At 45.3% G+C, this 25,548-nt stretch carries 22 protein-coding genes and 1 tRNA gene; 21 read left to right on the top strand and 2 right to left on the bottom strand.

Annotated features, from left to right (window positions below):
• Positions 1 to 158 precede the first annotated feature (158 nt).
• The 14 genes from Tfer_RS06505 (at position 159) to Tfer_RS06445 (ending at position 13,532) form a co-directional block, all read left to right on the top strand.
• The gene (locus Tfer_RS06505; protein ID WP_052217409.1) at positions 159 to 1,379 is read left to right on the top strand and encodes a glycosyltransferase family 4 protein; all 1,221 of its coding nucleotides are present in this window, start codon (positions 159 to 161) and stop codon (positions 1,377 to 1,379) included.
• A 15-nt stretch (positions 1,380 to 1,394) separates the two neighbouring features.
• A complete protein-coding gene (locus Tfer_RS06500) occupies positions 1,395 to 3,560 on the top strand; it encodes an amylo-alpha-1,6-glucosidase (RefSeq protein WP_052217407.1) in 2,166 nt (721 codons plus the stop codon).
• Positions 3,561 to 3,571: 11 nt separating this feature from the next.
• Complete coding sequence (locus tag Tfer_RS06495) at positions 3,572 to 5,131, top strand: alpha,alpha-trehalose-phosphate synthase (UDP-forming) (protein ID WP_052217404.1); 1,560 nt, start codon at positions 3,572 to 3,574, stop codon at positions 5,129 to 5,131.
• Positions 5,061 to 5,852 carry a trehalose-phosphatase gene (gene otsB, locus Tfer_RS06490; RefSeq protein WP_052217403.1) on the top strand — a complete coding sequence of 264 codons (792 nt, stop codon included), beginning with the start codon at positions 5,061 to 5,063 and terminating at the stop codon, positions 5,850 to 5,852. The genes Tfer_RS06495 and otsB overlap by 71 nt, the downstream gene beginning before the upstream one ends.
• A 2-nt stretch (positions 5,853 to 5,854) precedes the next feature.
• A complete protein-coding gene (locus Tfer_RS17110) occupies positions 5,855 to 5,980 on the top strand; it encodes a hypothetical protein (protein ID WP_282432059.1) in 126 nt (41 codons plus the stop codon).
• Positions 5,981 to 5,982: 2 nt separating this feature from the next.
• The gene (locus Tfer_RS06485) at positions 5,983 to 6,321 is read left to right on the top strand and encodes a glycosyltransferase family protein (protein ID WP_152908993.1); all 339 of its coding nucleotides are present in this window, start codon (positions 5,983 to 5,985) and stop codon (positions 6,319 to 6,321) included.
• A 32-nt stretch (positions 6,322 to 6,353) separates the two neighbouring features.
• A complete protein-coding gene (locus Tfer_RS06480; protein WP_052217401.1) occupies positions 6,354 to 6,800 on the top strand; it encodes a glycosyltransferase in 447 nt (148 codons plus the stop codon).
• 62 nt (positions 6,801 to 6,862) lie between these two features.
• Positions 6,863 to 7,747 carry a UTP--glucose-1-phosphate uridylyltransferase GalU gene (galU, locus tag Tfer_RS06475; protein WP_052217400.1) on the top strand — a complete coding sequence of 295 codons (885 nt, stop codon included), beginning with the start codon at positions 6,863 to 6,865 and terminating at the stop codon, positions 7,745 to 7,747.
• A 245-nt stretch (positions 7,748 to 7,992) separates the two neighbouring features.
• Positions 7,993 to 8,655, top strand: coding sequence for a deoxyribose-phosphate aldolase (gene deoC / locus Tfer_RS06470; protein WP_200901014.1), 663 nt, complete (start codon positions 7,993 to 7,995; stop codon positions 8,653 to 8,655).
• 145 nt (positions 8,656 to 8,800) lie between these two features.
• Positions 8,801 to 9,973 carry an ABC transporter substrate-binding protein gene (locus tag Tfer_RS06465; protein ID WP_052217399.1) on the top strand — a complete coding sequence of 391 codons (1,173 nt, stop codon included), beginning with the start codon at positions 8,801 to 8,803 and terminating at the stop codon, positions 9,971 to 9,973.
• A 128-nt stretch (positions 9,974 to 10,101) separates the two neighbouring features.
• The gene (locus tag Tfer_RS06460) at positions 10,102 to 10,995 is read left to right on the top strand and encodes a branched-chain amino acid ABC transporter permease (protein WP_013121494.1); all 894 of its coding nucleotides are present in this window, start codon (positions 10,102 to 10,104) and stop codon (positions 10,993 to 10,995) included.
• A gap of 4 nt (positions 10,996 to 10,999) precedes the next feature.
• Positions 11,000 to 12,052: a branched-chain amino acid ABC transporter permease gene (locus Tfer_RS06455; RefSeq protein WP_052217398.1), complete on the top strand. Its 1,053-nt coding sequence runs from the start codon at positions 11,000 to 11,002 to the stop codon at positions 12,050 to 12,052.
• Complete coding sequence (locus Tfer_RS06450; RefSeq protein WP_052217397.1) at positions 12,053 to 12,823, top strand: ABC transporter ATP-binding protein; 771 nt, start codon at positions 12,053 to 12,055, stop codon at positions 12,821 to 12,823.
• Positions 12,816 to 13,532, top strand: coding sequence for an ABC transporter ATP-binding protein (locus tag Tfer_RS06445; RefSeq protein ID WP_052217396.1), 717 nt, complete (start codon positions 12,816 to 12,818; stop codon positions 13,530 to 13,532). Before Tfer_RS06450 ends, Tfer_RS06445 begins: the two co-directional genes overlap by 8 nt.
• Before the next feature lie 10 nt (positions 13,533 to 13,542).
• Here Tfer_RS06445 and Tfer_RS06440 read toward each other — a convergent pair whose 3' ends face one another.
• Positions 13,543 to 14,025: a metal-dependent transcriptional regulator gene (locus Tfer_RS06440; protein WP_052217395.1), complete on the bottom strand. Its 483-nt coding sequence runs from the start codon at positions 14,023 to 14,025 to the stop codon at positions 13,543 to 13,545.
• 104 nt (positions 14,026 to 14,129) lie between these two features.
• Positions 14,130 to 15,452 carry an Nramp family divalent metal transporter gene (locus Tfer_RS06435; protein ID WP_052217394.1) on the bottom strand — a complete coding sequence of 441 codons (1,323 nt, stop codon included), beginning with the start codon at positions 15,450 to 15,452 and terminating at the stop codon, positions 14,130 to 14,132.
• A 227-nt stretch (positions 15,453 to 15,679) separates the two neighbouring features.
• On the opposite strand from Tfer_RS06435, the gene Tfer_RS06430 reads away from it, so the two are divergent.
• The 7 genes from Tfer_RS06430 (at position 15,680) to Tfer_RS06400 (ending at position 25,346) form a co-directional block, all read left to right on the top strand.
• Positions 15,680 to 17,833 carry an S-layer homology domain-containing protein gene (locus tag Tfer_RS06430; protein WP_052217393.1) on the top strand — a complete coding sequence of 718 codons (2,154 nt, stop codon included), beginning with the start codon at positions 15,680 to 15,682 and terminating at the stop codon, positions 17,831 to 17,833.
• Between the two features lie 592 nt (positions 17,834 to 18,425).
• Entirely contained in the window at positions 18,426 to 19,982 is a 1,557-nt protein-coding gene (locus Tfer_RS06425; protein ID WP_052217392.1) for a methylenetetrahydrofolate reductase C-terminal domain-containing protein, read from the top strand.
• Positions 19,983 to 20,262: 280 nt separating this feature from the next.
• Complete coding sequence (locus Tfer_RS06420; RefSeq protein ID WP_052217391.1) at positions 20,263 to 22,341, top strand: sensor domain-containing protein; 2,079 nt, start codon at positions 20,263 to 20,265, stop codon at positions 22,339 to 22,341.
• Between the two features lie 146 nt (positions 22,342 to 22,487).
• Positions 22,488 to 23,903, top strand: a complete 1,416-nt coding sequence (locus tag Tfer_RS06415) for a PIG-L deacetylase family protein (RefSeq protein ID WP_052217390.1) — start codon at positions 22,488 to 22,490, stop codon at positions 23,901 to 23,903.
• Between the two features lie 86 nt (positions 23,904 to 23,989).
• Positions 23,990 to 24,355: a hypothetical protein gene (locus tag Tfer_RS06410; protein ID WP_052217389.1), complete on the top strand. Its 366-nt coding sequence runs from the start codon at positions 23,990 to 23,992 to the stop codon at positions 24,353 to 24,355.
• 326 nt (positions 24,356 to 24,681) lie between these two features.
• Positions 24,682 to 25,209, top strand: a complete 528-nt coding sequence (locus tag Tfer_RS06405) for a nuclear transport factor 2 family protein (RefSeq protein WP_052217388.1) — start codon at positions 24,682 to 24,684, stop codon at positions 25,207 to 25,209.
• Positions 25,210 to 25,270: 61 nt separating this feature from the next.
• Positions 25,271 to 25,346, top strand: a tRNA-Ala gene (locus tag Tfer_RS06400).
• The last annotated feature ends 202 nt before the right edge of the window (positions 25,347 to 25,548 follow it).

Below are 25,548 nucleotides of genomic sequence, written 5' to 3'. Positions count from 1 at the left end.
TTGCGTGTTTTGGAAAAGTCTCCCTAAATTAATTTCTGAGCAGGAAATTATTTTGGGTACTTTTGCAAAAACTTCAGCAGATGACTTTTTTAACGGGAGACAATGTCTCCCGTTTTTCTTTTTTAGGCCATTATGTTTTCATATAAGGAGGGGTTTTAATGCGTATTGCTCAACTGCACTGGGCCTTTCCGCCCATCATAGGCGGGGTTGAAAGCCATTTGGCCATGTTGGGACCGGCGTTGATAAACAGCAGCTGCCAGGTCTGTTTATTGACCGGCTCGGTCCCAGGGGGCAAGGATGAAGAATGGTACGAGGGAATGTACATAAAAAGAACTCCTTTAATGGACCTTAATAGTTTGTCGCCGGAAAAAATAAGCAGGCAAAGACACGAGATCAGGCAGGAAATAGAGGGGTTTATTGACCGGGTTCAACCTGATATTATTCATGCTCACAACATGCACTATTTTAGCCCCGAACACGCCGATATCCTCTATGAAATAAAGCAGGAACGGGGCATACCTCTGGTTTTGACAGCGCATAACGTCTGGGCTGACGAAGACAAAACCTGGCAGGAAATGAATAAAAGAGCCCATTACTGGGATACCGTTATTGCGGTAAGCGACTACATAAAACGTGAGTTGACTCGCGTGGGTTACGACAGCAGTAAAATTACAACTGTTCATCATGGTATAGATTTAGCAAGGTTTAAGCCGGTTACAGAAGAAGACCTGGAGAAAATAAAAGAGATCTATCCCGAGTTTGAAGGACGGCGGGTAATTTTTCACCCGGCGCGGATGAGTCTGGATAAGGGGTGCCATATAAGCGTAGAAGCCCTGAATATTATAAGAAAAGAATTCCCCAATGTATTGCTTGTATTGGCGGGAACCGGAAAAACCGTGGACTGGGGAGCACACCAGCAAAGACATGTGCAGAAAATAATGAATCAAGTAGAAGAACTTGGTCTTGGTAACAATGTTTTCATCAGGTTCTTTGCCTGGGATGACATGCCCCTGGTCTATAAGGCGGCCGAGTTTTGTGTTTATCCATCCTGTTTTGAAGAACCTTTTGGCCTGGTGATGCTCGAAAGTATGGCCAGTGAAAAACCAATTGTTGTTAGCCGGGCAGGGGGAATGCCCGAGGTAATCCAAAGCCGGGTTAACGGCTTTGTGGTAGAAATGGCCAATGCAAAGGAACTGGCGGACAGGTGCTGTGAACTTCTCCGCAACCCCGGCTTGTGCCGGCAGATGGGCAAGCAGGGCAGGAGGATGGTCGAGGAACGCTGGACTAAAGAGATTATGACCAGAGCTACTTTAGAAATTTACAAAAAGGCGGTCCGGACATATACAGGTGAATCTGTCAAAAATACTAGAACTGCGTAGGGAGACAATTTGTCGATGCAGATTAATAATGTGCAAGATGAATTCAGGATAGTGCCGGGTGATATCCGGGGTAGTGTGGAAGTTCTGAAGGAAGGCCGCATGTTTATAAATACCTTGCCCGGTGGAGAAATACCCTTCCGGGACATGGGGGGATTAGGGTTTTATTATGCGGACACCCGATTTTTAAATTGTCTCGAATTAACGGTCAACGGGACAAAACCTGTTTTTTTATCAAGGACTTTAAGGGACAGCCATTTTGCCCAGGTAGAGATGACCAATAAAGAATTTACCAGTTGTGGCCGGGTCGTCCCCTTGCAGACTATTCATATCCGGCTTTTGCGGCTGGTTAAAGACGGGTTCTACCAGCGTCTGCGGGTAATAAACTTTAATCAATACCCGGTGGAGCTGACGCTGCAGTTTAAACTGGGCGCCGATTTTGCGGATATTTTCGAAGTGAGGGGAATGCCCCGTTCTTCCAGGGGCATTATCGCCAAACCGGTAATTTTCAAAAAAAGTGTTTTAATTGGCTATCTTGGTCAGGACAATCTACGGCGTACGACAAGAATAAGTTTTTCTCCTCAACCCACGGTTATAACCGGGGAAAATAACCTTGTTCATGTCAGTTACCACCTCGTCCTGGAGCCGAAGAAAAAATATTACATTTATTTGAAAGTTACACCGATCATAGGCTCCAGCGCTGCAGGTTTAACAACCCAGAGTGATTTGGGTTTTGCCAGGGCTGCCGAATACCTGGCCGATGCATACCGGACCTGGAAAGATGAATGTATTAAGGTCATGTCAGACAATGAAAGGTTTGACCATATGCTGCGGGTAGCCATTACAGACCTGCGGGCTTTAAGCGCCAAATATCCGGAAGGAACTGTTCTTGAGGCGGGTATTCCCTGGTATGCTGCGCCTTTCGGCCGGGATGCGCTGATTACCGGCTGGCAAACCCTGCTGGTGAATCCTGTATTAGCCAGAGAAACACTCTGCTTTATGGCCAGGTTCCAGGGGCAAGAGGTGAACAGTTGGAGAGATGAGCAACCGGGCAAGATTATGCACGAAATGCGCTTTGGGGAAATGGCCCGGGCAGGAGAGGTACCCCATACCCCTTATTACGGTTCCGTTGATTCTACCCTGTGGTTTATCATTTTACTGGCAGAGTATGTTAAATGGGCCGGGGATACAGAATTTTTCGTTAAAATGTCCGGGTCATTGGCTAAAGCGCTGGAGTGGTGTGAGAAGTTTGGTGATCTGGACGGCGATGGCTATATAGAATACCGGTGCAGGTCGGACAAAGGTCTTGTCAATCAGGGATGGAAGGATTCCTGGGATGGCGTCATTGACCCCCAAGGGGAGATACCCGACGGCCCCATAGCCCTGGTAGAGGTGCAGGGGTATTACTATAAAGCATTGCAAGATGCGGCTGAATTATATGAACTGACGGGAAATCAGGCAAAGGCGCGGGAATTGAAAGACAAAGCCAGGGCATTGAGAAGTAATTTTTTGCGTGACTTCTGGTTAGAGAGTAAAGGATTTTTGGCTTATGCTCTTGACGGTCAAAAAAGGACTGTGGAAACAATAGTTTCTAATCCCGGCCAATGCCTTTTTACGGGAATATTGCCAGCGGACAAAGCCCGCCTGGTTGTGAGCAGGTTGATGGGTCCGGACCTTTTTTCCGGCTGGGGCATCCGTACTATGAGCAATCAGGAAACCGCTTACAACCCGATGAGTTACCACAACGGATCTATTTGGCCCCATGATAATGCCATTATTGGTTTGGGAATGAAATTAGCCGGAGAGGTGGCGCCGCTGTTGCGCCTGGTAGAAACCCTTTTTGAAGCGGCTCAGTATTTTGACCACATGCGGCTGCCTGAACTTTTCTGCGGGTTTACCCGCGAAAAGAACCTTAGCCCGGTTAAATACCCCATCGCCTGCGATCCACAGGCGTGGTCAATCGGTAGTATATTTCTACTGCTGCGGGCCCTGTTGGGTATAGAATGTCGCGGCAACTATATATACGTGCGCAATCCACAACTGCCGGGCTTCTTACAGACTCTCCGCATGGAAAATATCAGGGCGGGAGACGGTAATGCGGCATTGGAATTTACAAAAAGGCAGGATAAGACATACTGTAGTGTTCTTGGCACGAAGGGAGATGTGAAGGTAGTTTTTGAGTAGGAGGTGAAGAAATGGGTTTTATAAAACCTCTTGCTGTGAAATTCAATGGGCAACTGGTGGTTGTCTCTAATCGGGGAGCCTGTACCTTTAGGGAAACTTCCCAGGGAGTTAAAGGCATACCTTCGGTCAGTGGTCTGGTCTCCGCTTTGGAACCTGTTGTGGCCAGGGAAGGCGGCGTCTGGGTAGCCTGGGGCGGCAGGTTCGGCAATGAGGGCGACGAAACAGGTATTTCCTGCCCGCTGCCTGAAGGTGATCCAAAATATGTGTTTCAGGAAGTAATGCTGGCACCCCGGGAAGTGGATTTGTATTATAACGGATTTGCCAACAGTTGTTTGTGGCCCTTGTGCCATAACTTTATTGAAAAATCGGTGTTTGAAGAACAATACTGGCAAGCATATTGCCAGGTCAACGAAAAATATGCCCGGGTTATTTTAAAGACCACCAAGCCCCAGGATTTTATATGGATTCATGATTACCACCTGGCCAAGGTCCCGAGTTATATCCGCCGGTTCCGGACCCGGGCCAGAATATCCCTATTTTGGCATATTCCTTTTCCACCTGCGGAGATATTTGCTGTTATGCCCTGGGCGAAGGAATACATCAGCGATATGCTGGATGCTGAATTAGTCGGTTTTCATACCCAAAATTACGCGCAGAACTTCCTCCAGGCCGCCGAAGAAATTGCCGGAGCAAAAGTCGATTATGTATCGGGAACAATTTACCGCGAAAGGAAAAGGACAAAAGTAGTTGCTTTGCCTATCGGTATCAACTGGCGGGAATTTGAAAGTCTGGCGGGTTCGGCGGAAGTAATGCAAAGGGCTGCCCAAATCAGGCGGTCGGTTGGCGGGGACTACATGCTGGTCGGCGTTGACCGTCTGGATTATACTAAGGGCATCCTGGAGCGGCTGCAGGCCCTGGCCTGGCTTTATAAAAATTATCCCCAATATCGGGATAAACTAACCTTTGTCCAGATTGCTGTACCCAGCAGAACCGATACATACGCCTACCAGGAACTGAGACGGAAAATAGAAGAAACCGTGGGCCGGATTAACGGTGATTTTACCGAAAATTATCATGTGCCGGTCAGGTATCTTTTTAAATCTTTGAGCAAAGAAGAGTTGGTTGCCCATTATCTGGCGGCGGACATGGCCCTGGTTACACCGGTTAAAGATGGCCTTAACCTGGTAGCTAAAGAATATGTTGTAACCAATGCGAATAATACGGGTGTGCTGCTGTTAAGCCCTTTCGCCGGGGCGGCCCAACAGTTGAAGGAGGCCCTACAGGCGAACCCCTTCAGCCCGCGGGAAACAGCAGAGCAAATAATAGCCGGGCTGGAGATGCCCGATGCCGAGAAAAAACGGAGGTTAAAGGCCCTAAACAATATTGTCAGGAACCAGGATATTGATTGGTGGTGGGAACAGTTACGGTTAAATTGGTTGGGCGATGTTTTGCAGAGCCGATATGTTTCCCCGTCGGATAAGGTTCCGGAGGTGTTGCGGCATGAATCAGTTATCGGCTTGGCGGGAAGGGACACCGGAGTTTTTGGCAGCTCTGGTTTTATCTCATCCTAAGTTATTACTTATGACGGATTACGACGGTACTTTGGTACCCATCAGAGAAAGGCCGGAAATTGCGCTGCCCGGACCGGGTCTGTTGAAGGTACTAAAACGATTGGTCCAAAAATCAAGGGTAAAAGTTGCGATTATTAGCGGTCGGGATTTGGAAGAGTTGAACATGATGCTGCCTGTTGCCGGGATTTATTTGGCCGGTTGCCACGGAGCGGAAATAGTGGGACCAGGCGATGAAAAAATAAAAACCTTCGATGATACGGAACTGGACCGGGTTTTAGATGAGATTTATAGCCGGTTATTAAGTTTTACCGCGGGCAAACAAGGTTTTTTGGCAGAAAGGAAAAAAACAGCCGTAGCTTTGCATTATCGACTGGCCGACCCGGCAATAGCCTTAAAGGTAGTTGGAGACTTTGTGGCGGCGGTCAGGCCGTTGGTTAATGAAAAGGAACTGGAATTTCTGGCCGGTAAAAAGGTAATAGAGGTCAGGCCAAAAGCAGTCAATAAAGGGGAGGCGGTAAGTTGCCTGATGAACCTTTACCCTGACTTCTACCCTGTGTACCTTGGGGATGACACTACTGACGAGGATGCATTTAAAGCTGTCAGGAACAACGGTTTAGGAATATTGGTTGCCGGAGAAAAGAAATTTACTGCTGCCGAACAATGGTTGCGGGGATCGCAGGATGTACTCAGGTTCATGCAAATAATCGCAGCGAGGTGTTAAAAGTGGTTTCTTTAAAGGATTATGCACCATTTACCGATGCGGAACTGTTGGATAAGATTAATACATTGGCAGCACGGCTGAAAGGTGCAGTTGTGCAGCATATAAATTCCACGACCAGCAGCCTTTAGGGTTGGTTGAGCGCAGGCTTGGTCACAGAGGGAAATGGTTGTGGTACTGTCACATTGATCCGGTCGATGTGGACCCGCGGTTGTGGGATTTTTTAAAAGCTTACGCCGGGCAATGCGATGCGGCTATTTATCACTTGCCTGAGTACGGTAAAGACCTTGGAAACAAACAGTTTTTTCTGCCGCCTGCCATTAATCCTTTGAGCGACAAAAACCGGGAAGTCAGTGGGGAAGAACAGCAGCAAATATTGAAAAAACTGGGCATTTCCGCAGACGAACGGGTCATTTTGCAGGTATCCCGGTTTGACCGGTTGAAGAATCCATTTGGGTTGAAGCATATCTGAGGGTTGAAAAGGAATTCCCCTGCAGTCTGATATTGGCCGGGGGCGCTGCTGATGACGACCCTGAGGGACAGGAAGTACTTGAAGAATTGGTACAAAAGGCAGGCTGGCACCCAAGGGTTAAAATATTAAACCTGCCGCCGGACAGCCACCTGGAAATCAATGTTCTGCAGAGGAGGGCAGATGTTGTTGTCCAGAATTCTTTACGGGAAGGTTTTGGTCTTACAGTGACCGAAGCTCTGTGGAAAGCCAGGCCGGTGGTTGCTACCCCTGTAGGGGGTATCCGGAAACAGGTCATTCATGAACAGACCGGTCTTTTGGCCGCTGACACTGACGAGCTTGTGGTCTGCCTGAAAAGACTGCTGCAGGACTGTAATTTGTCTATGCGGCTGGGCAGGCAGGGAAAGGAACATGTACGCCAGAACTTTATTACTCCTGTATACCTGTATGATTGGCTTGTCGTGTTGAATGAGTTATCATAAATAACTTTCTGTGTTATTTTTGGCAGTTTAAATTCTTTGTGGGAAAGGAGCTGATGGATAGAATGAAAAAGATCCGGAAAGCGGTTATTCCTGCAGGGGGGTGGGGTACCAGGTGCCTTCCGGCTTCCAAGGCCATCCCGAAAGAAATGCTGCCCATTGTGGATAAACCGGCTATTCATTACGTTGTTGAAGAAGCCGTTGCGGCTGGCATAACCGATATCCTGATTATAACGGGACGGAATAAAGATTGTATTGCGGATTATTTTGACCGCAATTTGGAATTGGAAACCTTCCTGGAAATTAAGGGGAAAAACGAATTGCTACAGAAAGTCCGGCACCCCGCTGGCCTGGTAAATATTTATTATACCCGGCAGAAGGAACCAAAGGGTCTGGGCCATGCGGTGTCTTTAGCCAGGGAATTTGTGGGACGCGAACCCTTTGCCGTCCTGCTACCCGATGATTTAATTGATACCAAGGTGCCCTGTTTGAAGCAGATGGTTGATATGTATGAAAGGCGGCCCGGCACAACCGTTGCAGTAATGGAAGTTCCCCGTGAAGAAGTAAAAAATTACGGTATTATCAAACCGGTACGCCTGACGGCCAATGTCTTTGTCATTAGGGACCTGGTGGAAAAGCCGGCTGTAAACAAAGCACCGTCAAACCTGGCTATTGTAGGGCGGTACATAATTGAGCCAGAGGTTTTTGCATGCCTTGATAAAGTCGAACCGGGGGCCGGCGGTGAGATACAGTTGACCGATGCCTTGAGAATGCTGTTAGAAAAAGATGAATTGTATGCCTATAAATTTTTCGGGAACCGGTATGATGTTGGCAATATTGCCGGCTTTGTCCGGGCCAACATCCAACTGGGGTTAAATCACCCTGAATTTGGTTCCGTTATTGAAAAAGAAATCATGGGTATTCTGGATAACAGATTAAAGGTAGGCTAAATTAAGTCCAAATTACCGGTTAACGGCTCAGGCCCGGAACGATTGATATGACTGTCTGCGTTGTTTCAATCGTTCCGGGCCTTATCGCCTAGCGGTAATTTGGACTTTATATTATATCTGGACTTGCGCCCTTAGTTTGCCTGTTTGCTTTTCCCTCTGTGGTCCCTCTGTGCTCTCTGCGCCCTCTGTGGTAAAATGTTTTTAAGCCTTATGCATAAATTCAAAAATGAAGGGAGATTTGGGCCATGCAAATTGATCTGGCTAAAATGATTGACCATACCATATTAAAACCAAATATTACTGATGACCGGGTGAGGCAGGTTTGCGACGAAGCTAAAAAATTTGGTTTTGCTTCTGTATGTGTAAACCCGTGTTATCTCCCTATGGTCAGTGAGCTTTTGCGGGGCAGTGGGATAAAAGCATGTACAGTAATTGGTTTCCCGTTGGGAGCCAACACGACCGAAACAAAAATATATGAGGCTGAAAAGGCGGTAGGTCTTGGCGCCAATGAGCTTGATTATGTTTTAAATATCAGTGATGTTTTGAATGGAAGATACACTTCGGTAAGGGAGGAAATGGAACGGTTTGTGGAGCTACGTTCCAGGCATGAAGGGCAAATCGTTATTAAAGTTATCCTGGAAACCTGTTACTTGACTAATGAGCAGATTATCCGGGTTTGTCAACTGGCCCGTCTGACAGGTCTGGATTTTGTAAAAACATCCACAGGTTTTGGTGCTGGAGGCGCAACGGTTGAGCATGTCAGGCTGATGCGGGAAATAGTGGGTCCGGAGTTGGGAGTAAAAGCTTCCGGCGGGATAAAAACTTACGAAGATGCCGCAGCCATGGTCAAAGCCGGGGCCAACCGCATAGGCGCAAGCAATAGCGTGGCTATAGTGTCCAAAACTTAACAATAAGGTAAAAAGTCGAAAAACGTCGATGTAGGGCAGATTTTTGTTGACAAGCCCGCGCAGCCTAAAATATACTTAGATTATACATATACAGTGGGGTGAACCAACATTTTACCAACAAATCACAATAAGGGGGAAGCAAAAGTTGAAGAAAAAACTTGCGACCGTATTATCTTTAATCCTATTGGTTTCTTTCGTTTTTACCGGTTGCAGCGGCAATAAGGCTAGCAGTGGGAATGGCTCCAATGATTCTAGTGTTATCAAAATCGGTGTTCTGGAACCGATGACCGGGGCTAATGCTGCCGGCGGAGCGTTAGAGGTAGAGGGTATCAAACTGGCTAACAAGCTGTATCCCACTGTCTTGGGCAAAAAAGTGGAACTGGTAATTGTAGACAACAAGTCGGACAAAGTAGAGTCTGCCAGCGCTGCTTCCAGGTTGGTGGAAAATGAAAAAGTATCAGCAATCATCGGTAGTTGGGGAAGTTCGTTAAGTATGGCTGCCGGGGACGTAGTAAAGAATGCTCAGGTTCCCGCTGTGGCTGCTACTGCTACCAACCCGCTGGTTACGCAGGGTAATGACTATTACTTCCGGGTTTGTTTTATCGACCCGTTCCAGGGTAAAGTTATGGCTAACTATGCTTATAATAAGCTAAAGGCCAAAAAAGTGGCCATCATTCAGGAGGTTTCCAACGATTACTCCGTGGGCCTGGCTAAATTTTTCACAGATGCCTTCAAGGAACTGACCGGTGACGAAAATGCCATTGTTGCTGTGTCCAATTATAACACAGGGGACCAGGATTTTACCGCTCAACTGACCAATATCAAGGCAAAGAACCCCGATGTAATTTTTGCGCCCGGTAACTTTACCGAGTCTGCCCTGATTATCAAGCAGGCCAGACAATTGGGTATCAAAGCTCCGTTTATCGGTGGCGATACCTGGGAAACTCCAGAGTTTATTGATATTGGTAAGGAAGCGGTAGAAGGCGCTACCTTCTCAACCTTCTTCACTTCCGAAAAACCAATTACCAAGGAATCTGAAAAATTCCTGGCCGAATACAAAAAAGAATATGGGGATAAAGAACCGTCTGCTGCTGCCGCCCTGGGTTACGATGCTTACATCCTGATTCTAGATGCTATTAAGAAGGCAGGGTCACCTGATCCTGTAAAGATCAGGGATGAACTGGCCAAGACAAAAGATTTCCCTGGCGCTGCAGGAGTAATCACCCTGGACGAAAACAGGAACGCAATTAAGGATGCGGTTATCAAAGAAGTCAAAGGCGGTAAATTTACTTACCTCAATGTTGTTGGAGCAAATTAAATAAAGCAAAAAATGATACGCTTCGTTGGGAAGCGTATCTTAATGTTCAGGGAATATATCAACAAAAGTTTCCTTGTGGCTTTGATAAAGACCTTTGTTCTTAATGAATACTTTGAGGTGGTTATTAAATGAGCTTGGGCACATTCTTGCAGCACCTGGCCAACGGAATTTCCCTTGGCAGTTTATATGCTCTGGTAGCAATTGGTTATACAATGGTTTACGGTATCTTAAGGCTAATAAATTTTGCCCATGGCGATATTTTTATGATGGGGACTTATTTTGCCTTTTACGGAATTGCCGTATTTACTCTTCCCTGGTACCTTTCGTTCCTCCTGGCCATTGTCCTGACAGGGATTCTGGGTATGATGCTGGAGGCAGGGGCATACAGGCCCCTGCGGGATGCCCCTAAGATATCAATACTTATATCGGCTATCGGTGCCTCCTTCTTGCTTGAGAACCTGGCCGTGGTGATTTTTGGCGGCAGGCCAAAGGCTTTTCCAACTCCCCGGGTTCTTACTGATGTTGTCCACATAGGAAGCATTTCAATACAAAACCTGACTTTTGTTATCCCTGTTGTCACCATTGGGCTCTTGATTGCTCTTCTGTATTTGGTTCACAACACTAAAGCCGGTATGGCCATGAGGGCTGTGGCAAAGGATTATGAGACCGCAGCCATTATGGGGGTCAACGTGAACAAGGTAATATCTCTTACTTTCTGTATTGGTTCCATGTTGGCTGCTGTCGGCGGTATCATGTGGGGGTTGAAGTTTCCCCAAATTATTCCCCTTTTAGGAGTAATGCCCGGCCTAAAGGCCTTTATTGCAGCGGTTATAGGGGGCATAGGGGACATAAAGGGAGCTGTGATAGGCGGCTTTGTATTAGGAATTGGTGAAATCATGCTGGTAGCTTTTCTTCCCGAACTTACCGGGTACAGGGATGCCTTTGCCTTTGTTTTGCTTATTCTAATACTTCTGTTCAGGCCTACCGGTATTCTGGGCGAAAAAATAGCGGAGAAGGTGTAGAACTTTGAAAAAGCGGGATTTGATATTGACCCTTGTATCGTTAATATTGTTATTTGTCTTTGTTTATTTTGCTGATGCTTACCTCGACTCCTATAAAGTTCGTATCCTGAATCTCTGTGCCATTTATGTCATTCTTGCCCTGAGCATGAACTTGGTTAACGGGTTTACCGGCTTGTTTTCTCTGGGTCACGCCGGCTTCATGGCTGTGGGTGCATATACTACTGCCCTTTTGACTATGCCGCCATTGGTAAAAGCGCAGAATTTTTTTATGGCGCCTTTAATTAAGCCTTTGGATTCCATTACCTTGCCGTTTTTACCGGCGCTTTTAATTGCCGGCGTTTTATCGGCACTGGTCGGTTTTTTAATTGGCGCTCCGGCGCTGAGGCTGAAAGGGGATTATTTGGCTATAGCTACGCTTGGATTTGCTGAAATAATCAGGGTTATATTTACCAATACCCAAAGCCTCACTAACGGTGCGTTGGGCTTAAAAGGCATTCCGGTAACCACTAACCTTTGGTGGAGTTTCGGTATTGCCGTTATCACCGTTATCCTTATCGGCTCCCTGATTAACAGCAGTTTCGGAAGAGCGTTGAAAGCCATCAGAGAAGATGAAATTGCCGCGGAAAGTATGGGTATTAACATCTTCAGGCATAAAGTTTTATCTTTTACCATAGGAGCTTTCTTTGCCGGCATTGGCGGCGGTTTGTTAGGCAATTTGCTGGGAACGGTTGACCCGCTGATGTTCAGGTTTTTTCTCACCTTTAACATACTCCTGATTATCATTCTTGGAGGTATGGGCAGTATAACCGGTAGCATAATTTCCGCTTTTATTATTACCATTGCCGGTGAAGCTTTGCGGTTTCTCGATGAATCGATTACTATAGGCAGCCTTTACGTCCCGGGAATTCCTGGTCTACGGATGGTAGTTTTTTCAGCCCTGTTAATGGTCGTAGTGTTGTTCTTCCGGCAGGGAATTATGGGCACCAATGAGTTTACCTGGGATAAACTTTTCGACAGGCTGCAAAAGAAACCGGCGGCCGGGGGAGGGAGCAATTAGATGGAAGTGCTGCGGACAGAACATGCGACTATGCAGTTTGGCGGTTTGACGGCCGTGAATGATTTCAACCTGTGCCTGAACCAGGGTGAAATAGTTGCTCTCATTGGCCCCAACGGCGCCGGAAAAACAACTGCCTTCAACATGATTACGGGTGTCTATAAACCCACGCAGGGCGCAATATTTTTTAAAGATGAAAACATTACAGGTATGCGGCCCGACCAGATAACAAAATTGGGCATTGCCCGGACTTTTCAGAACATAAGACTTTTTAAAGATCTGAGTGTAATGGATAATGTCCTTATAGCCAATCACCTGCATATCAGGTCGAACTTTCTAGAGGCTGTTTTTAGATTTCCGCGGTATAGACGGGAAGAGAAAGAAATGCGGAAAAAATCTATTGCCTTACTGGAAAAGACCGGACTTGTAAATGTGCAAAATGAAAAAGCCAGTTCCCTTCCTTACGGCATGCAAAGAAAGCTGGAGATAGCGCGGGCTCTGGCCACTGATCCGGAGATACTTTTGTTGGATGAACCGGCGGCCGGTATGAACCCAAGGGAAACTGAGGATTTAACCCATTTCATCAGGGAAATTCAGAAGGAATTTGGCTTAACCATATTTATGATTGAGCATCACATGGAAGTAGTGATGGGAATTTCGGACCGCATTTACGTTTTAGATTATGGTGTTACCATAGCTGAGGGGGCGCCAAGTGAAATTCAGAATAACCGGAAAGTTATAGAAGCATACCTGGGGGTGGCTGAGAATGCTTAAAATAGAGAACCTGGTTGTTGCGTACGGTGGAATTGAAGCATTAAAAGGAGTCACCCTGGAGGTTGAGGAAGGCAGAATTGTTACCCTGGTAGGGGCTAATGGCGCCGGAAAAAGCACGCTGCTCAGGACTATAATAGGGCATGTAAAACCGAAGAGCGGAACTATTACCTATAACGGAGTAGACCTTCTTGCTAAGAAACCCTATGAAATGGTTAATTACGGCATAACGTTGGTGCCGGAAGGACGGCGGGTATTTCCGAACCTGTCTGTTTTGGAAAACTTAAAGTTGGGCGCTTACTCAAGAAAAGATCACAGGGAAATTGAAAAAGACCTGGATTGGATATATAGTCTGTTCCCCAGGCTTAAGGAACGACTGTGGCAGTCAGCCGGCACTTTGTCCGGTGGGGAACAGCAAATGTTAGCTGTGGGGCGGGCCCTTATGTCCCGGCCCAAGGTCCTGATGATGGACGAACCGTCCTTAGGGCTTGCGCCTCTGGTGGTTAAAGACATCTTTAACATAATCAGGGAAATTCACAGGCAGGGAGTTACCATTTTGTTAATTGAACAAAATGCCAACGCGGCCCTGCATATTGCAGACGTCGGATATGTTATTGAGACGGGACGAATAACCATGCAAGGAACGGGTAAAGAACTGCTGGCCAATGACGAGATTAAGAAAGCTTATCTGGGCCAGAGCGTGAAAAAGTGATAATTTGCTGTTATTCATTTTCTTTGTTTATTTTTAGGCGTTTTTGGAATGTATTGTAATTTTCTATTATTTCCGGCCTGGTTTTTAGAAAGTTAACAAAAGTAGCCAGGTGTTCCAATGTCTGTGAGCTAACAGTGTGTTCAATCTTTTCGGTTTCTTCAAGGACGCCCTTTTTTAGGCCCAGCAGCCTTAGAAAATTTTCTATCGTCTTGTGGCGTTCCAATAACGTATTGCCGATTTGCTGCCCTTGTTTGGTAGGGGTAATGATACCGTATTTTTCGTAATTTATCAGTCCTATGTCGGCCAGTTTTTGTACCATCTTGGTAGCGGAAGGGGGCTGGACGTTAAGGGCCGTTGCCAAGGCGTTAACCCGTGTATATCCTTTGTCCCGGGACAGTCGGCAGATCATCTCCAGGTAGTCTTCCATGGAAGCCGTTAATTGGGAGTCTGCCTGTTTCATATACTCCCGGAAGGTATAAAACTCGTTGTCCAACTAAACCACCTACTTAAAGAATAAAAGGTTTTTACCATTATATGCAGTGGAGTGGAAAATAGCAGTCATCCCAAAAAGCTCCTTTAACAGGAAGGAGCTTTTTTTTATATGTTGCCGGAGAAAGTAAGGTAAAGCAGGATGACGTTAAGGACTACAATTATGGCCGTTATAATCCACCCGACAATATTGGTCAGCGGTTTATTGACCAAAGCGCCCATAATATCCCGGCGACTTGTCATCAACATGAGGGGTATGATTGCGGCCGGTAAGGCAAAGCTTAATATAACCTGACTGATCACCAGCGCTTTCATGGGGTTAATACCCAGTCCGATAATAACCATGGCCGGGAACATAGTTATAAACCGGCGAATAAACAGTGGTATACGCAGCCCGACAAAGCCGTTCATAATAGTCTGGCCGGCCAGAGTTCCTACTGCCGATGATGAAAGGCCTGACGCCAACAGGGCAATGCCAAAAGCTCCCGCGGATAACGACCCAAGCAATGGCGCCAGTGACCGGTGAGCTTGCTGAATCGTGACCACTTGTATGCCCTTGGTATGAAAAACGGCGGCAGAGACTACCACCATAGCCGCATTCACAAGAAAAACGATATTCATGGCCAGCATGATGTCGGTGCATTCCAATCTGAAGTGCTCAAGCTTTTGCTCGTCAGTATCGGGGGTTCTGCGGCACTGGACCAGTTGGGAATGGAGATAAATAACATGCGGCATTACCGTTGCGCCCAGCATACCTGTGGCTACCAGCACTGCCTCACTGTTCGGCAGTGAAGGCAAAATCATATGTACTCCTACGGCCGGCCAATTAGGTTTGGCCAAAAAAAGTTCTATGCCGTAAGCAGTGCAGATAACTGCTACAAGGCTTGCAATAACAGCTTCAATTACCCGCTGGCCGTATTTTTCAAGACTTGTGATAATAAAGGTAAATACACCGGTCAGCATGCCCGCATACACGAGAGGTATTTTAAGTAACAGAAATAATCCCAAAGCTCCACCCAGGAATTCCGCTAAATCGGTGGCCATCGCCGCCAATTCTGCAACTACCCAGAGAAACCAGTTAGTTTTCCTGGAAAATACCCGGGCACACATTGCAGGAAGGTTTTTTCCTGTAGCGATCCCTAATTTTGCCGAGATGGTTTGCAGGAAGATAGCCATAAGGTTGCTCCAAAGGATGACCCATAAAAGGTTGTAATTAAATTTGGAGCCACCGCTTATATTAGTGGCAAAGTTTCCCGGGTCGATATAAGCAACACTGACGACAAAAGCCGGTCCCAGGAACTTAAGCAGTTGTTTAATGCGGTTGATAATTTGATAAGACTCATGAGGCGTGGTATGTTCTGTCAGTTGACCTGAACGGGAAGTCAGGTCATGTGTAACCGCCGTTTCTACGTTTGCTTGCCCGGACGACAATAATTTTACACCCCCTTTGGGCTTGCAGGCAGTATTCAGGTTTTAATTTTTAGCTGCCCCTAAGTTTTTTAACTAATCTAAACTATGATGCGTAAGGGTAAATGGTTACACCCGGGTCAAATTTCCGGACCGAAGAGGATTTACGCAGTAAAAAATATAATTTATAGTGGAACATTTTTCCGTTAATTACGTCATAAATTAGGGAAGAATTTGAAAGGGGGATTGTGATGAAAAGGAGTTTAGCGTTTAGTATGATGCTTGTAATGTTGGTGACCTTATTGTTTCCTCTGCAGGCGGAAGCGGCCTACGACAAGGAACTGGAACAGGCAATCAGTACTGCCAAATCTGTTTTTAATATTGCCAAGGGATATGATACCTTCAATTACAACATTAACAAGCAAAATGACAGGACTGTGTTTAACCTGCACTGGAGCGACAGTAAAAACAGGTTGGGCGAGGTCAACGTAACTATTGATTCCAACGGAAAAATTACCAATTACTATTCCTTTAAGCCTTTCATGGGAAGAAACAGGCAAAAACTGCCCAAGATCAGTAAGAGCAATGCTTTGCGGATTGCCGGTGACTTTATCCGCAAGGTGGCTCCTTTTGCGGGGAACAAGGTCATATATGTGGATAATAATGAGCCCATGAACATTAACGAAGGAAGTTACCGGTTTTTGTACCAGAGGGTGGAAAACGGCGTGCCTTTTCCCGAAGATAATATAAATATTCAAGTGGACGGCATGACGGGGGAAATACAGAATTACTATTGTAACTGGCATGACGATTTGGCGTTCCCGGATGCCGGGGACGTTATACCTTTACAAAAAGCCCAGGAGGAGTTTGCCAACAGGCTGGGTTTGAAATTGGTTTATAAGTTAACTTTTGGCCCCGGGGAAAGAAAACCTTACCTGGTGTATACCACTGTATATAACGACCGGTTTATTGACGCCAAAACAGGCGGCTTGATAATGGGGAATAACTACTTTAACTATTATCGGGGCATGGAAAAAGAAAAAATGGTCGGAGGGATGGCCAGCTACGCGGAGGGGAAACCTGTATCCCTTACCCCTCAGGAACAGGAAGCTGTGAAAAATGCTGCCAACCTGATGGACCAGAGTAAAGCCGAGGAGACGGCAAGAAGGCTTTTACAGATTGATGGTTCGTTCAAGCTGAATCACATCAGCCTGTACAATGATTGGCAGAATAGAGAAGAATACATATGGACTATGGATTTTGGTAGAGAGGCCAATGGAGCCGGACAATACACGGGCATCAGTGTTTCTGTTGATGCTAAAACCGGTGATATAACCCAGTTTTATAAGTTTTCACCTGAGACAGATAAGCCTGTGAGGTACACCGGAGAACAGGCGCTTAAAATTGCGGAAGATTTCATTAAGTCCATGCAGCCGGCAAAGGCGAAAGGAGTTGAACGGACTACCTGGGGTGAACCTTTTGTTGAGCCGGTAAGTGGAAGTGAACCGCCGAGGCAGTATGATTTTTCCTTCACCAGGAAGGTACAGGAGGCATTTTTTATCGGAAACGGTTTTAACGTGACGGTAGATGTCACCACGGGAGAAGTGATCAATTACAGCTTTAACTGGTATAAAAAAGAACTTTCCGTTGGTGAAGATGTACTTTCTGCCGAAAAGGCCCATGAGCTCCTGTTCAACAGCGTCGGCCTTCAACTGCAGTACATTTCTGTTTACTCACCGGAGAATAGAGAAAAACTGTGGCCCACGCCTATTGAAAACAGAAAGCCGGACATCAAACTTGTATATGCTCTCAAACCCGGTAAACCGGTAAATATTGATGCGTATACAGGGAAACTGCTTAATTACGACGGCCAGCCCTATACCGGGGACAAAATAGCACAGTACACCGATATTAAGGGACATTGGGCTGAAAACCAGATTAAGGTCCTGGCCGAATACGGAATTTCTTTACCGGGTAATCAATTAAAGCCGGAGCAAAGGATAAAACAAAGGGAGTTTCTCTATCTTCTGCTGAAAGCGACAAACCCGTACCTGTCTGTGGATCTTAATGACTCCAAAAACGATGATAATCTTTATAATGCGCTTATTAGCGGAGGAATTGTAAAAGACGGTGAAAGACTGCCTGATTCCTTTGTGACCAGACAGGATGCTGTGAAATTCGTTGTACGGGCCCTGAATTTTGACAGGGTGGCTGAGGTGAAGAAAAAAATATTTGCCTTGCCTTTTAAAGATGCGCAGCAAATAAAACCTGAACTGTACGGTTACATGGCAGTTGCTTACGGGCTTGATATAATTGGCGGGAACGGCGGGAATTGTTATCCTACGGCTGCCTTGACCCGGGCCCAGGCATTTAGCCTGGTTTATAATTACCTCAATGTGAATTAATAATCTCTATCTCAAATATGAATTACGGAGTTTTCCGGCGAATAAACAATAGGGAACGGTTGCGGCCGTTCCCTGCTTGTTGTTTGTCCATTCTGTTCATATTTGTCTGAAAGACAAAAATGCTGTCAGAAATAAAGGGAACTGGTTTATTTGTATCGAATAATATGCTTAATAATTGAGTTTGCTGTTCCATTTAAAGGCAATTATACCATAGCTTGTGAAAAAAAGGCCTAAATGTTGGTCAGCACCAATATAATATAAAAAAAGTATTTTGCGGGCAAGGTTGGGCTTATTCGATAAACTTGTACAATTTTCAGATAATTTCGAGCTTTACCTTTTATTAAATTTTTAATATAATTTATATTAGATTGCTGCATTGTCCATGTGTCAAAATAGCTGTTAACAAAGACTTACACAGGTCATTGCATGTTTTTCTCACAACTTTTCATTCCACATAGCTTTTTATCTCCGGTTTGTGATAGATCATCTTACTATTGGCCTGAATACCACCCATGCTGTTTTTGCCCCTCGGCAGGCTACCCGGTATATTCAAAAGTGTCTATATAAAAATTTCAAAGGAGTTGGTATACAAATGCAAAACCGTTTTAAGGAGTCCTTGTTGGACAAAAATACCATGTCCGTGACCTGGGAATTGGTACCGGGCAGGGGGGCCAGGGAGAAATCCCAGGAGGAAGCCATCGCGGCTGCTGAACAAGCTGCCAAAGGCGGACGGATTCATGCTCTTACCCTTACTGATAACCCCGGTGGAAACCCGGCTATTTTGGCTGACGCCCTGGCGAAAGAAGTTTTGGCCAAAGGTATTGAGCCGCTTGTCCATTTTACCTGTAAAGATAAAAACCGGAACCAAATCGAGAGCCAATTATATGCTTTGGACCGTGCCGGTATACGTAACTTGTTGGTTATGACCGGTGATTATACCGTTACCGGATATAAAGGTAGACCGAAACCGGTATTTGACTTGGACCCCATTCATGTTCTTGGTTTAATCGGTGAAATGAACAAAGGCTTGGAATATCAGGGTTTCAAGGGCACAATAAAGCATCAACCCAGTGATTTCTTTGCCGGCGCTGCCGCATCCCAGTTCAAGGCCACCGAAGCAGAGCAAATGCTCCAATATTATAAGCTGAAAAAGAAGATTGAAGCAGGAGCCCAGTTTATTGTTACTCAGTTGGGCTATGATGCCCGGAAGTTCCATGAAATAATTCAGTTTATCAGGCTGAACGGCTGGGATATTCCTGTAGTGGGCAATATTTACATCTTACCTCTCGGTACTGCTAAAGTGATGAATAAGAACAGGATACCGGGTTGTGTTGTAACGGATAAGTTGGTGGCAGACCTCGAAAGAGAAGCTCAGGCGCCCGATAAAGGCAAAGAGGCAAGGCTCCTGCGCGCGGCCAAGATGTATGCCTTTATGAAAGGTATGGGTTACAACGGCGTCCACATCGGCGGCCACGGTATGAAATATGAGGATGTGGAATTCATTATTGACAAGGGTGAAGAACTCAGCAAGAACTGGATGGACTTTATACATGAGTTTGATTATCCGCAACCCAACGGGTTTTATTACTACGAAAAGGACGAGAAAACCGGCTTAAATACTACCACACCCACTAACAGGAAGGGGCGTCCCCTCGATGCACCGGTGGAATTTACTTACCGCTTATCCAAGTTCATGCATAATCTTATGCTTGAGCCGGGCACACCGCTCTGGGGACCGATGACTGCTGTAGCCAAAGCTGTGGACGGTACTTCTATGGAGAAGAAATATCATAAATTTGAGCACATGATTAAAGTAGGGCTGTTTGACTGCAAAGACTGCGGTGACTGTGCTTTAATGGACGTAGCATATGTCTGCCCCATGTCTCAGTGTCCCAAGAACCAGCGGAACGGCGCCTGCGGCGGAAGTTTTGAAGGCTGGTGTGAAGTATACCCCGGTAAGAAGAAGTGTGCTTGGGTAAGGGCTTACTCCAGGCTGAAAAATTCCGGGAAAGAAGAGCAGTTAAGCAAAGAAATTATTCCGCCGGCTAACTGGGATTTCCACCAGACTTCTTCCTGGTTGAACTTCTACCTTGGCCGGGATCATACCGCCAAGAAGTTTGGTATCGAGCCCTATGTTAAGAAGAAGTAAAACACGATGATACTGCAATTATTTATAAAGATAAATGTGATAACTCGAGCGGAGAAGCCAAGACAGGCGTCTCCGTCTTTATTTTTGACCGCTCTTTTTAGGACAAATTTGTAGGTGTTATTGCAGTATAACCATAGTATAAACGTAACTATGTTCTTTATGGATAAAAGAAACGTTGATGTGGCTATAAAAAATATAAATGGCGTAAAAATAAGGAAAATGTCGTTTTGTGTAGTATTAATTAATTTAAATATTGCAGAGAGACAGGGGAAGAATTGTTGTGCATAAATTTTTTACGTGGAATAACCTGGACCAATTGTATAATATGATTCCCAGCGCCATATTTACCGTAAATACTAACCGGATTATTACCAGTATAAATGATAAGGCGGCAAACTTATTTGGGTATTCGGCGGAAGAAATAGTGGGAAGGAGTTGCACGGAATTTTGCTATGGCCCTTGTTGTTCGCATTGCAGATTATTTGATGACAGCGTACCGAAACCTGCCTCAGGCGAGGGGATTATAAAGACCAGGAGCGGCTTGGTGCGCATAATTTTGAAAAATATAGACCTGCTCCGGGATAATGACGGAGCAATTATTGGCGGTATAGAAACCTTCGAGGATATTACTGAACGCAAGAAGACGGAAGAGGCTCTGGCAGAGAGCGAGGAAAGATACAGAACCCTTTTTGAACGGACGGCCAGTCCTATCCTGGTTACCGATACAAAGGGAAATTATATTGACTGCAATGAGGCAGCCTGTCAGTTTTTGGAAATCAGCCGGGCAGAACTGCTGACTCTTAACGTGCGGGACCTTTTGCCCAAAGGGTGGGAAAAAAGGCCCCAAGCCCACAAGATATTATGGAAAACAGAAGGTGTTATCGAAGCCGAGTATTTGATAAAGAACAGAATCAAGATTATGGAGCTCACGGTTACTCCTGCTATCTGGCAAGGGAAAGCAGTGGTTTTTGGCGTGGGTAAAGACATAACGGAACGCAAACAGGCCGAAGAGAAGATGCGGCGTATGGCATATTATGACAGTCTTACAGGACTGCCCAACAGGGCTTTTTTCAAAGAAAAATTAACGGCAGCTATTATAAAGTCCCGCAGTAAGAAGCAGAAACTGGCTATATTGTTTTTAGACCTGGACCGTTTTAAAACCGTTAATGATATAATGGGCCATGATGTAGGCGACCAACTGTTGAAGGATGTTGCCAAAAGGCTTAAAAAACGGGTCGGTAAAGGCAGGGTAGTGGCCCGGTTATCCGGTGACGAATTCATTATTTTACTACCCAATGTGGGCCGTATAGAAGATGTTCGGAAATTTGCGGAAGACGTTTGTGAAAACCTAAGAAAACCCTTTACTATAGCCGGTCGCAATTTTCATGTTACCACAAGTATTGGCATAACGGTTTTCCCGGATAACGGAGAAGATACCAAGACTTTGCTGAAAAATGCCGACATAGCAATGTATAAGGCCAAGGAACAAGGCGGCAACAGTTATGAAGTTTATACCTTTGCCATGAATGAAATGGCCATGGCAAAACTGGAGCTGGAAAACAGCCTACGGGCGGCTTTGGAAAGGCACGAGTTTACCCTTTTTTACCAGCCCCAGGTCCACGGTATGACCGGTGAAATTGTTGGCATGGAAGCCCTTATCCGCTGGAAGCACCCCGAAAAAGGCTTGATATCACCGGCGGAATTTATACCTGTTGCTGAGGAAACGGGTTTAATTGTGCCTATAGGCGAGTGGGTTCTCTATACTGCCTGTATGCAAAATAAATACTGGCAGCAGAAAGGGTATGCCCCCATTAGAGTGGCCGTTAACCTTTCCGCACGCCAGTTTCAGCAAAGGAATCTGGTATCAATGATTGCCCGGGTATTAAAGCAAACCGGCTTGGACCCTAATTACCTTGAGTTGGAAATTACTGAGAGCGTTGCTATGCAAAACCTTGAAAATACCATAAAATTGGTGAAACAGTTAAAAGACCTGGGAGTGCATATATCTATAGATGACTTTGGTACGGGTTATGCTTCCCTTAGTTATCTAAAGCTTTTTCCGCCTATTGATACCCTGAAAATTGACAGGTCATTTGTCAGGGATATTTCTCAAAATCCCCGGAATGCTTCCGATGCTTTGGTGGCAACCATGATTGTCCTCGCCAAGAACCTGAAACTGAAAGTGGTTGCGGAAGGAGTGGAAAACGAGAAACAATTAAAATTCCTGCTGGAACGGCAGTGTGATGAATTTCAGGGTTTTTTCTTCGGTAAACCGGTGCCTGCCAAGGAGTTCGAACAATTTTTGACCAGGCAGCCGTTTAAGATGGAGTTTATTGACGACCGGGCCGGTGAGTTCTAATTACCAAATCCGGCCAGGAATGTTGCATAATCAAGAGGATATTCGTAAGAAAAATGTAAGCGGAAACCAATCAAATTTCAGGTTAAGAAACTAGATTTTAAGACAACCTAAGTTAATAAAGTTCTTTTCTTTAAGGAGCAGTATCTATGGGAGCGAAAAAGCATATAAAATGGTTTATTGCCATCACGACCATTATATTAGGTCTGGGTGCTTATTTTAACAGATTTATTATAGCTGATTGGTTTACCCCGTTGCAGAAAACCAACAAACAGCCTGTTAGCATGGGTGAACGTATACTTATTATCGCACCTCACCCTGATGACGAAACCCTTGGTGGAGCATGGGTGATAGAACAAGCTCTGCGGGAAGGGAAAAAAATAAAAATAATCGTTATGACCTGTGGCGATGGATACAAGGTTGCCGTAGAAAAAAATTTCGGAGTATCCGAACCTAAGCCTGCCGACTTCAGAAAACTTGGCAGAATAAGGCATTTGGAATCTTTAAAAGCCACCGGGGTTTTGGGCGTGAAACAGGAAGATGTAATCTTTTTCGGATATCCTGACGGTGGTATTAACGGCCTTTGGGAATATAACTGGGATTATACCAATCTTCACAAGGGTCTTAATGGCTTCCGGCATTCTCCTTATAGCTTTAGTTATGAGAAGGGAGCCCCATATTGCGGGGCGAACGTCGTCAAGAATTTAACCAGTATTATTAATGAATTTAAACCAACAGATATTCTTTATCCGGATCCATACGACCAGCATCACGACCACTGGGCCACTAATGCATTTGTCAAATATGTTTTGGCCAAAAATAATTTTAGGACTCAGGAGTGGACTTATTTGGTCCATCGCGGTGATTATCCATGGCCATGGGAATATGCTCCCAATAAACAATTGCATCCTCCTTATGTATTAAAAAACCTGGATACCCGGTGGCATTATCTGGCCTTAACTTCAAAAGAACAACATCTGAAATCAGAAGCGGTGAAGAAATATGTTACCCAGACAAAAGTAATGGACCCGTTTCTTGAGGCGTTTATCCGGAAAAATGACCTGATTGGGTCTTATCCTCAACACTACCTGCCTTTTATAAAGGGAGGGGTGGACAACGGAAACTTTGATAAACTTTTTGAAACGTATTTTTCCGAGCCTTCGGCAGATACTATTTTGACAGAGTTGGAAGGTGGCGGGGATATTGTTCGATTAAGCGCTGCTCAAGGCAATAATGAATTTTATGTCGGATTGCAAACAAGAAAGCCTTTGCGCAAAGATATCAGGTATAATCTCCGGATACGCCTTTTCCGGCGTAATAATGATGTGAAAAGAATGGACTTGAGTATATATGATTTTAGAATTACCGCCCTGCGTTTAGCAAAAAACAGCCTTGCATTGCCTACTACAACAAGCGTCAAAGTTAAGGGTAACCGTTTAATCGTAAGCCTACCGCATGATTTTTTGGATGGGGTTGACCAGGTATTTTTCAGTGGAGACACCATACTGAAGCATAAACGAATCGATAAAGCTGCCTGGCGAGTAATCACGGTCAAAAAGAAATAAGAGGTTATATTATGCGCTTATGGTATAAAAAAACCAATTTCAATAAATAATAGATTACGAAAATTAACTAGGAGGTGTATTTTTTTATGATGAACCAAATTCAAAGTAACCTGAATCAAATTGCCCAGATCTGCAACCAGTTGAGCCAAGCCGAACGCAATACTGCGCAACAACTACAGCATGCGGCTCAACTTTGCCAACAGGTTACTGCCCAGATGAGTCAAATGATGAGCGCTTCAGGAGGTGTTCAATTTACCGGTCCTGGTCAATTTGGTACTGCAATGGGCCCGTCCATGACAGGTATGGGCGAAACCATGGGCAGCAGTTGGTCAAACCGTCCTGTTAACACTAATATCAGCCCAAGTATTACTTCCGGTATTTACGGCGCTTCCGGCGATTACGTAGCAACCGGTACTTCAGCTTTTAACACTAATAACGATCTTAACCGCTAGTAAGGCAAAGGGGGCTGTCGAAAAGGCAGCCCCAAAGCGTTGAAGTGCAGGGATAGGTTAAATACCTATCCCTCAGTTTGTAGACAAAATTACCACGATTAAGGGGAGCTTAAATAATTTTTCCGCTCCGATATTTTTAGGCCGGGCTATAGGAGGGGTGGGTGGGGTAGCCCAGTCACCCCACCCACCCCTCCATAAAAACCGGCAGATTAAATTAGTCTCCGGAAAATATTAATATTTAAGATCCCTAAATTTATCCGTGAGACCAAAAGGAAATCAGCAGATGGAGTAGAATAAAAGACTAATACATGAAAGGAGGGAAGGGATTGAAAAAAGTTACCGCATTATTATTGGGTTTGGTACTTTTATTTGCAGCGGGCTGTAGCGGTTCGAAAGTAACCGCAACTCCTGATTCTGCAGAGGGAGTACTGAAGGCTTATGTGCAGGCCTTGCAAAATAAAGAATATGAACAGGCTTACAGTTACCTAAAGACCAGTAAGTCCAAGGAACAATACGTACAGGAAAAGAAATCCGGTTCCATGAAGTTTAAGGACTTTGAAGTCAAAGATGTAAAAACGGAAGGTGATAAAGGCACCGGTTCCGTAGTCTTTAAAACCGGTAATGCCCAAATGCCCGAAGTAACTTTATACGCGGAACTGGTTAAAGAAGGTAACAAATGGTTTATCTCTAATCTCGGTATGGGTGGCAGTATGGGAGGTATGGGTGCGCCAGCCGGTATGCCGACCGGGGGAATGCCGCCTGCCACGGGCGGCACAGGAGGTGCTGCTTCTCCAGGAACTGCTAACCCGCACGGCCCGGGCGGTTCTATTCCGCTGGATAACAATAGCAAATAAGATAGCTTGACAAAGCCGCAGAAATATATATAATATATAAATGTCACCAGATATAAAAAGTGGGGATATAGCTCAGTTGGGAGAGCGCTTGAATGGCATTCAAGAGGTCAGGGGTTCGAACCCCCTTATCTCCACCAAAAAAGAAACCTTGAAAGCCCTGTGATATCAAGTATCGCAGGGTTTTTTGTTTTTGTTGCGGATGACATTAAAAATCGTTAAAAATCGTTGAAAATTGGGGCGATAACTCACACGTAACTCACAAATTAATACGTAAAAAAGAGAGGTAATAAGTACTTCTCAAATTTAATTTATAGCCCTTTTCAGTGCGTCTATAGGAAG

Source organism: Thermincola ferriacetica (genome assembly GCF_001263415.1).
Lineage (GTDB): Bacteria > Bacillota > Thermincolia > Thermincolales > Thermincolaceae > Thermincola > Thermincola ferriacetica.
The sequence above is the reverse complement of the archived record's forward strand: the minus strand, read 5'-3'. Positions and strand labels throughout refer to the sequence as shown.

Excerpts from the sequence above, each read along its gene's own strand:
- Tfer_RS06505 (WP_052217409.1), top strand. The coding sequence starts at position 159 with ATGCGTATTGCTCAACTGCACTGGGCCTTTCCGCCCATCATAGGCGGG.
- Tfer_RS06500 (WP_052217407.1), top strand. The coding sequence starts at position 1,395 with ATGCAGATTAATAATGTGCAAGATGAATTCAGGATAGTGCCGGGTGAT.
- Tfer_RS06495 (WP_052217404.1), top strand. The coding sequence starts at position 3,572 with ATGGGTTTTATAAAACCTCTTGCTGTGAAATTCAATGGGCAACTGGTG.
- otsB (WP_052217403.1), top strand. The coding sequence starts at position 5,061 with ATGAATCAGTTATCGGCTTGGCGGGAAGGGACACCGGAGTTTTTGGCA.
- galU (WP_052217400.1), top strand. The coding sequence starts at position 6,863 with ATGAAAAAGATCCGGAAAGCGGTTATTCCTGCAGGGGGGTGGGGTACC.
- deoC (WP_200901014.1), top strand. The coding sequence starts at position 7,993 with ATGCAAATTGATCTGGCTAAAATGATTGACCATACCATATTAAAACCA.
- Tfer_RS06460 (WP_013121494.1), top strand. The coding sequence starts at position 10,102 with ATGAGCTTGGGCACATTCTTGCAGCACCTGGCCAACGGAATTTCCCTT.
- Tfer_RS06450 (WP_052217397.1), top strand. The coding sequence starts at position 12,053 with ATGGAAGTGCTGCGGACAGAACATGCGACTATGCAGTTTGGCGGTTTG.
- Tfer_RS06445 (WP_052217396.1), top strand. The coding sequence starts at position 12,816 with ATGCTTAAAATAGAGAACCTGGTTGTTGCGTACGGTGGAATTGAAGCA.
- Tfer_RS06430 (WP_052217393.1), top strand. The coding sequence starts at position 15,680 with ATGAAAAGGAGTTTAGCGTTTAGTATGATGCTTGTAATGTTGGTGACC.
- Tfer_RS06425 (WP_052217392.1), top strand. The coding sequence starts at position 18,426 with ATGCAAAACCGTTTTAAGGAGTCCTTGTTGGACAAAAATACCATGTCC.
- Tfer_RS06415 (WP_052217390.1), top strand. The coding sequence starts at position 22,488 with ATGGGAGCGAAAAAGCATATAAAATGGTTTATTGCCATCACGACCATT.
- Tfer_RS06410 (WP_052217389.1), top strand. The coding sequence starts at position 23,990 with ATGATGAACCAAATTCAAAGTAACCTGAATCAAATTGCCCAGATCTGC.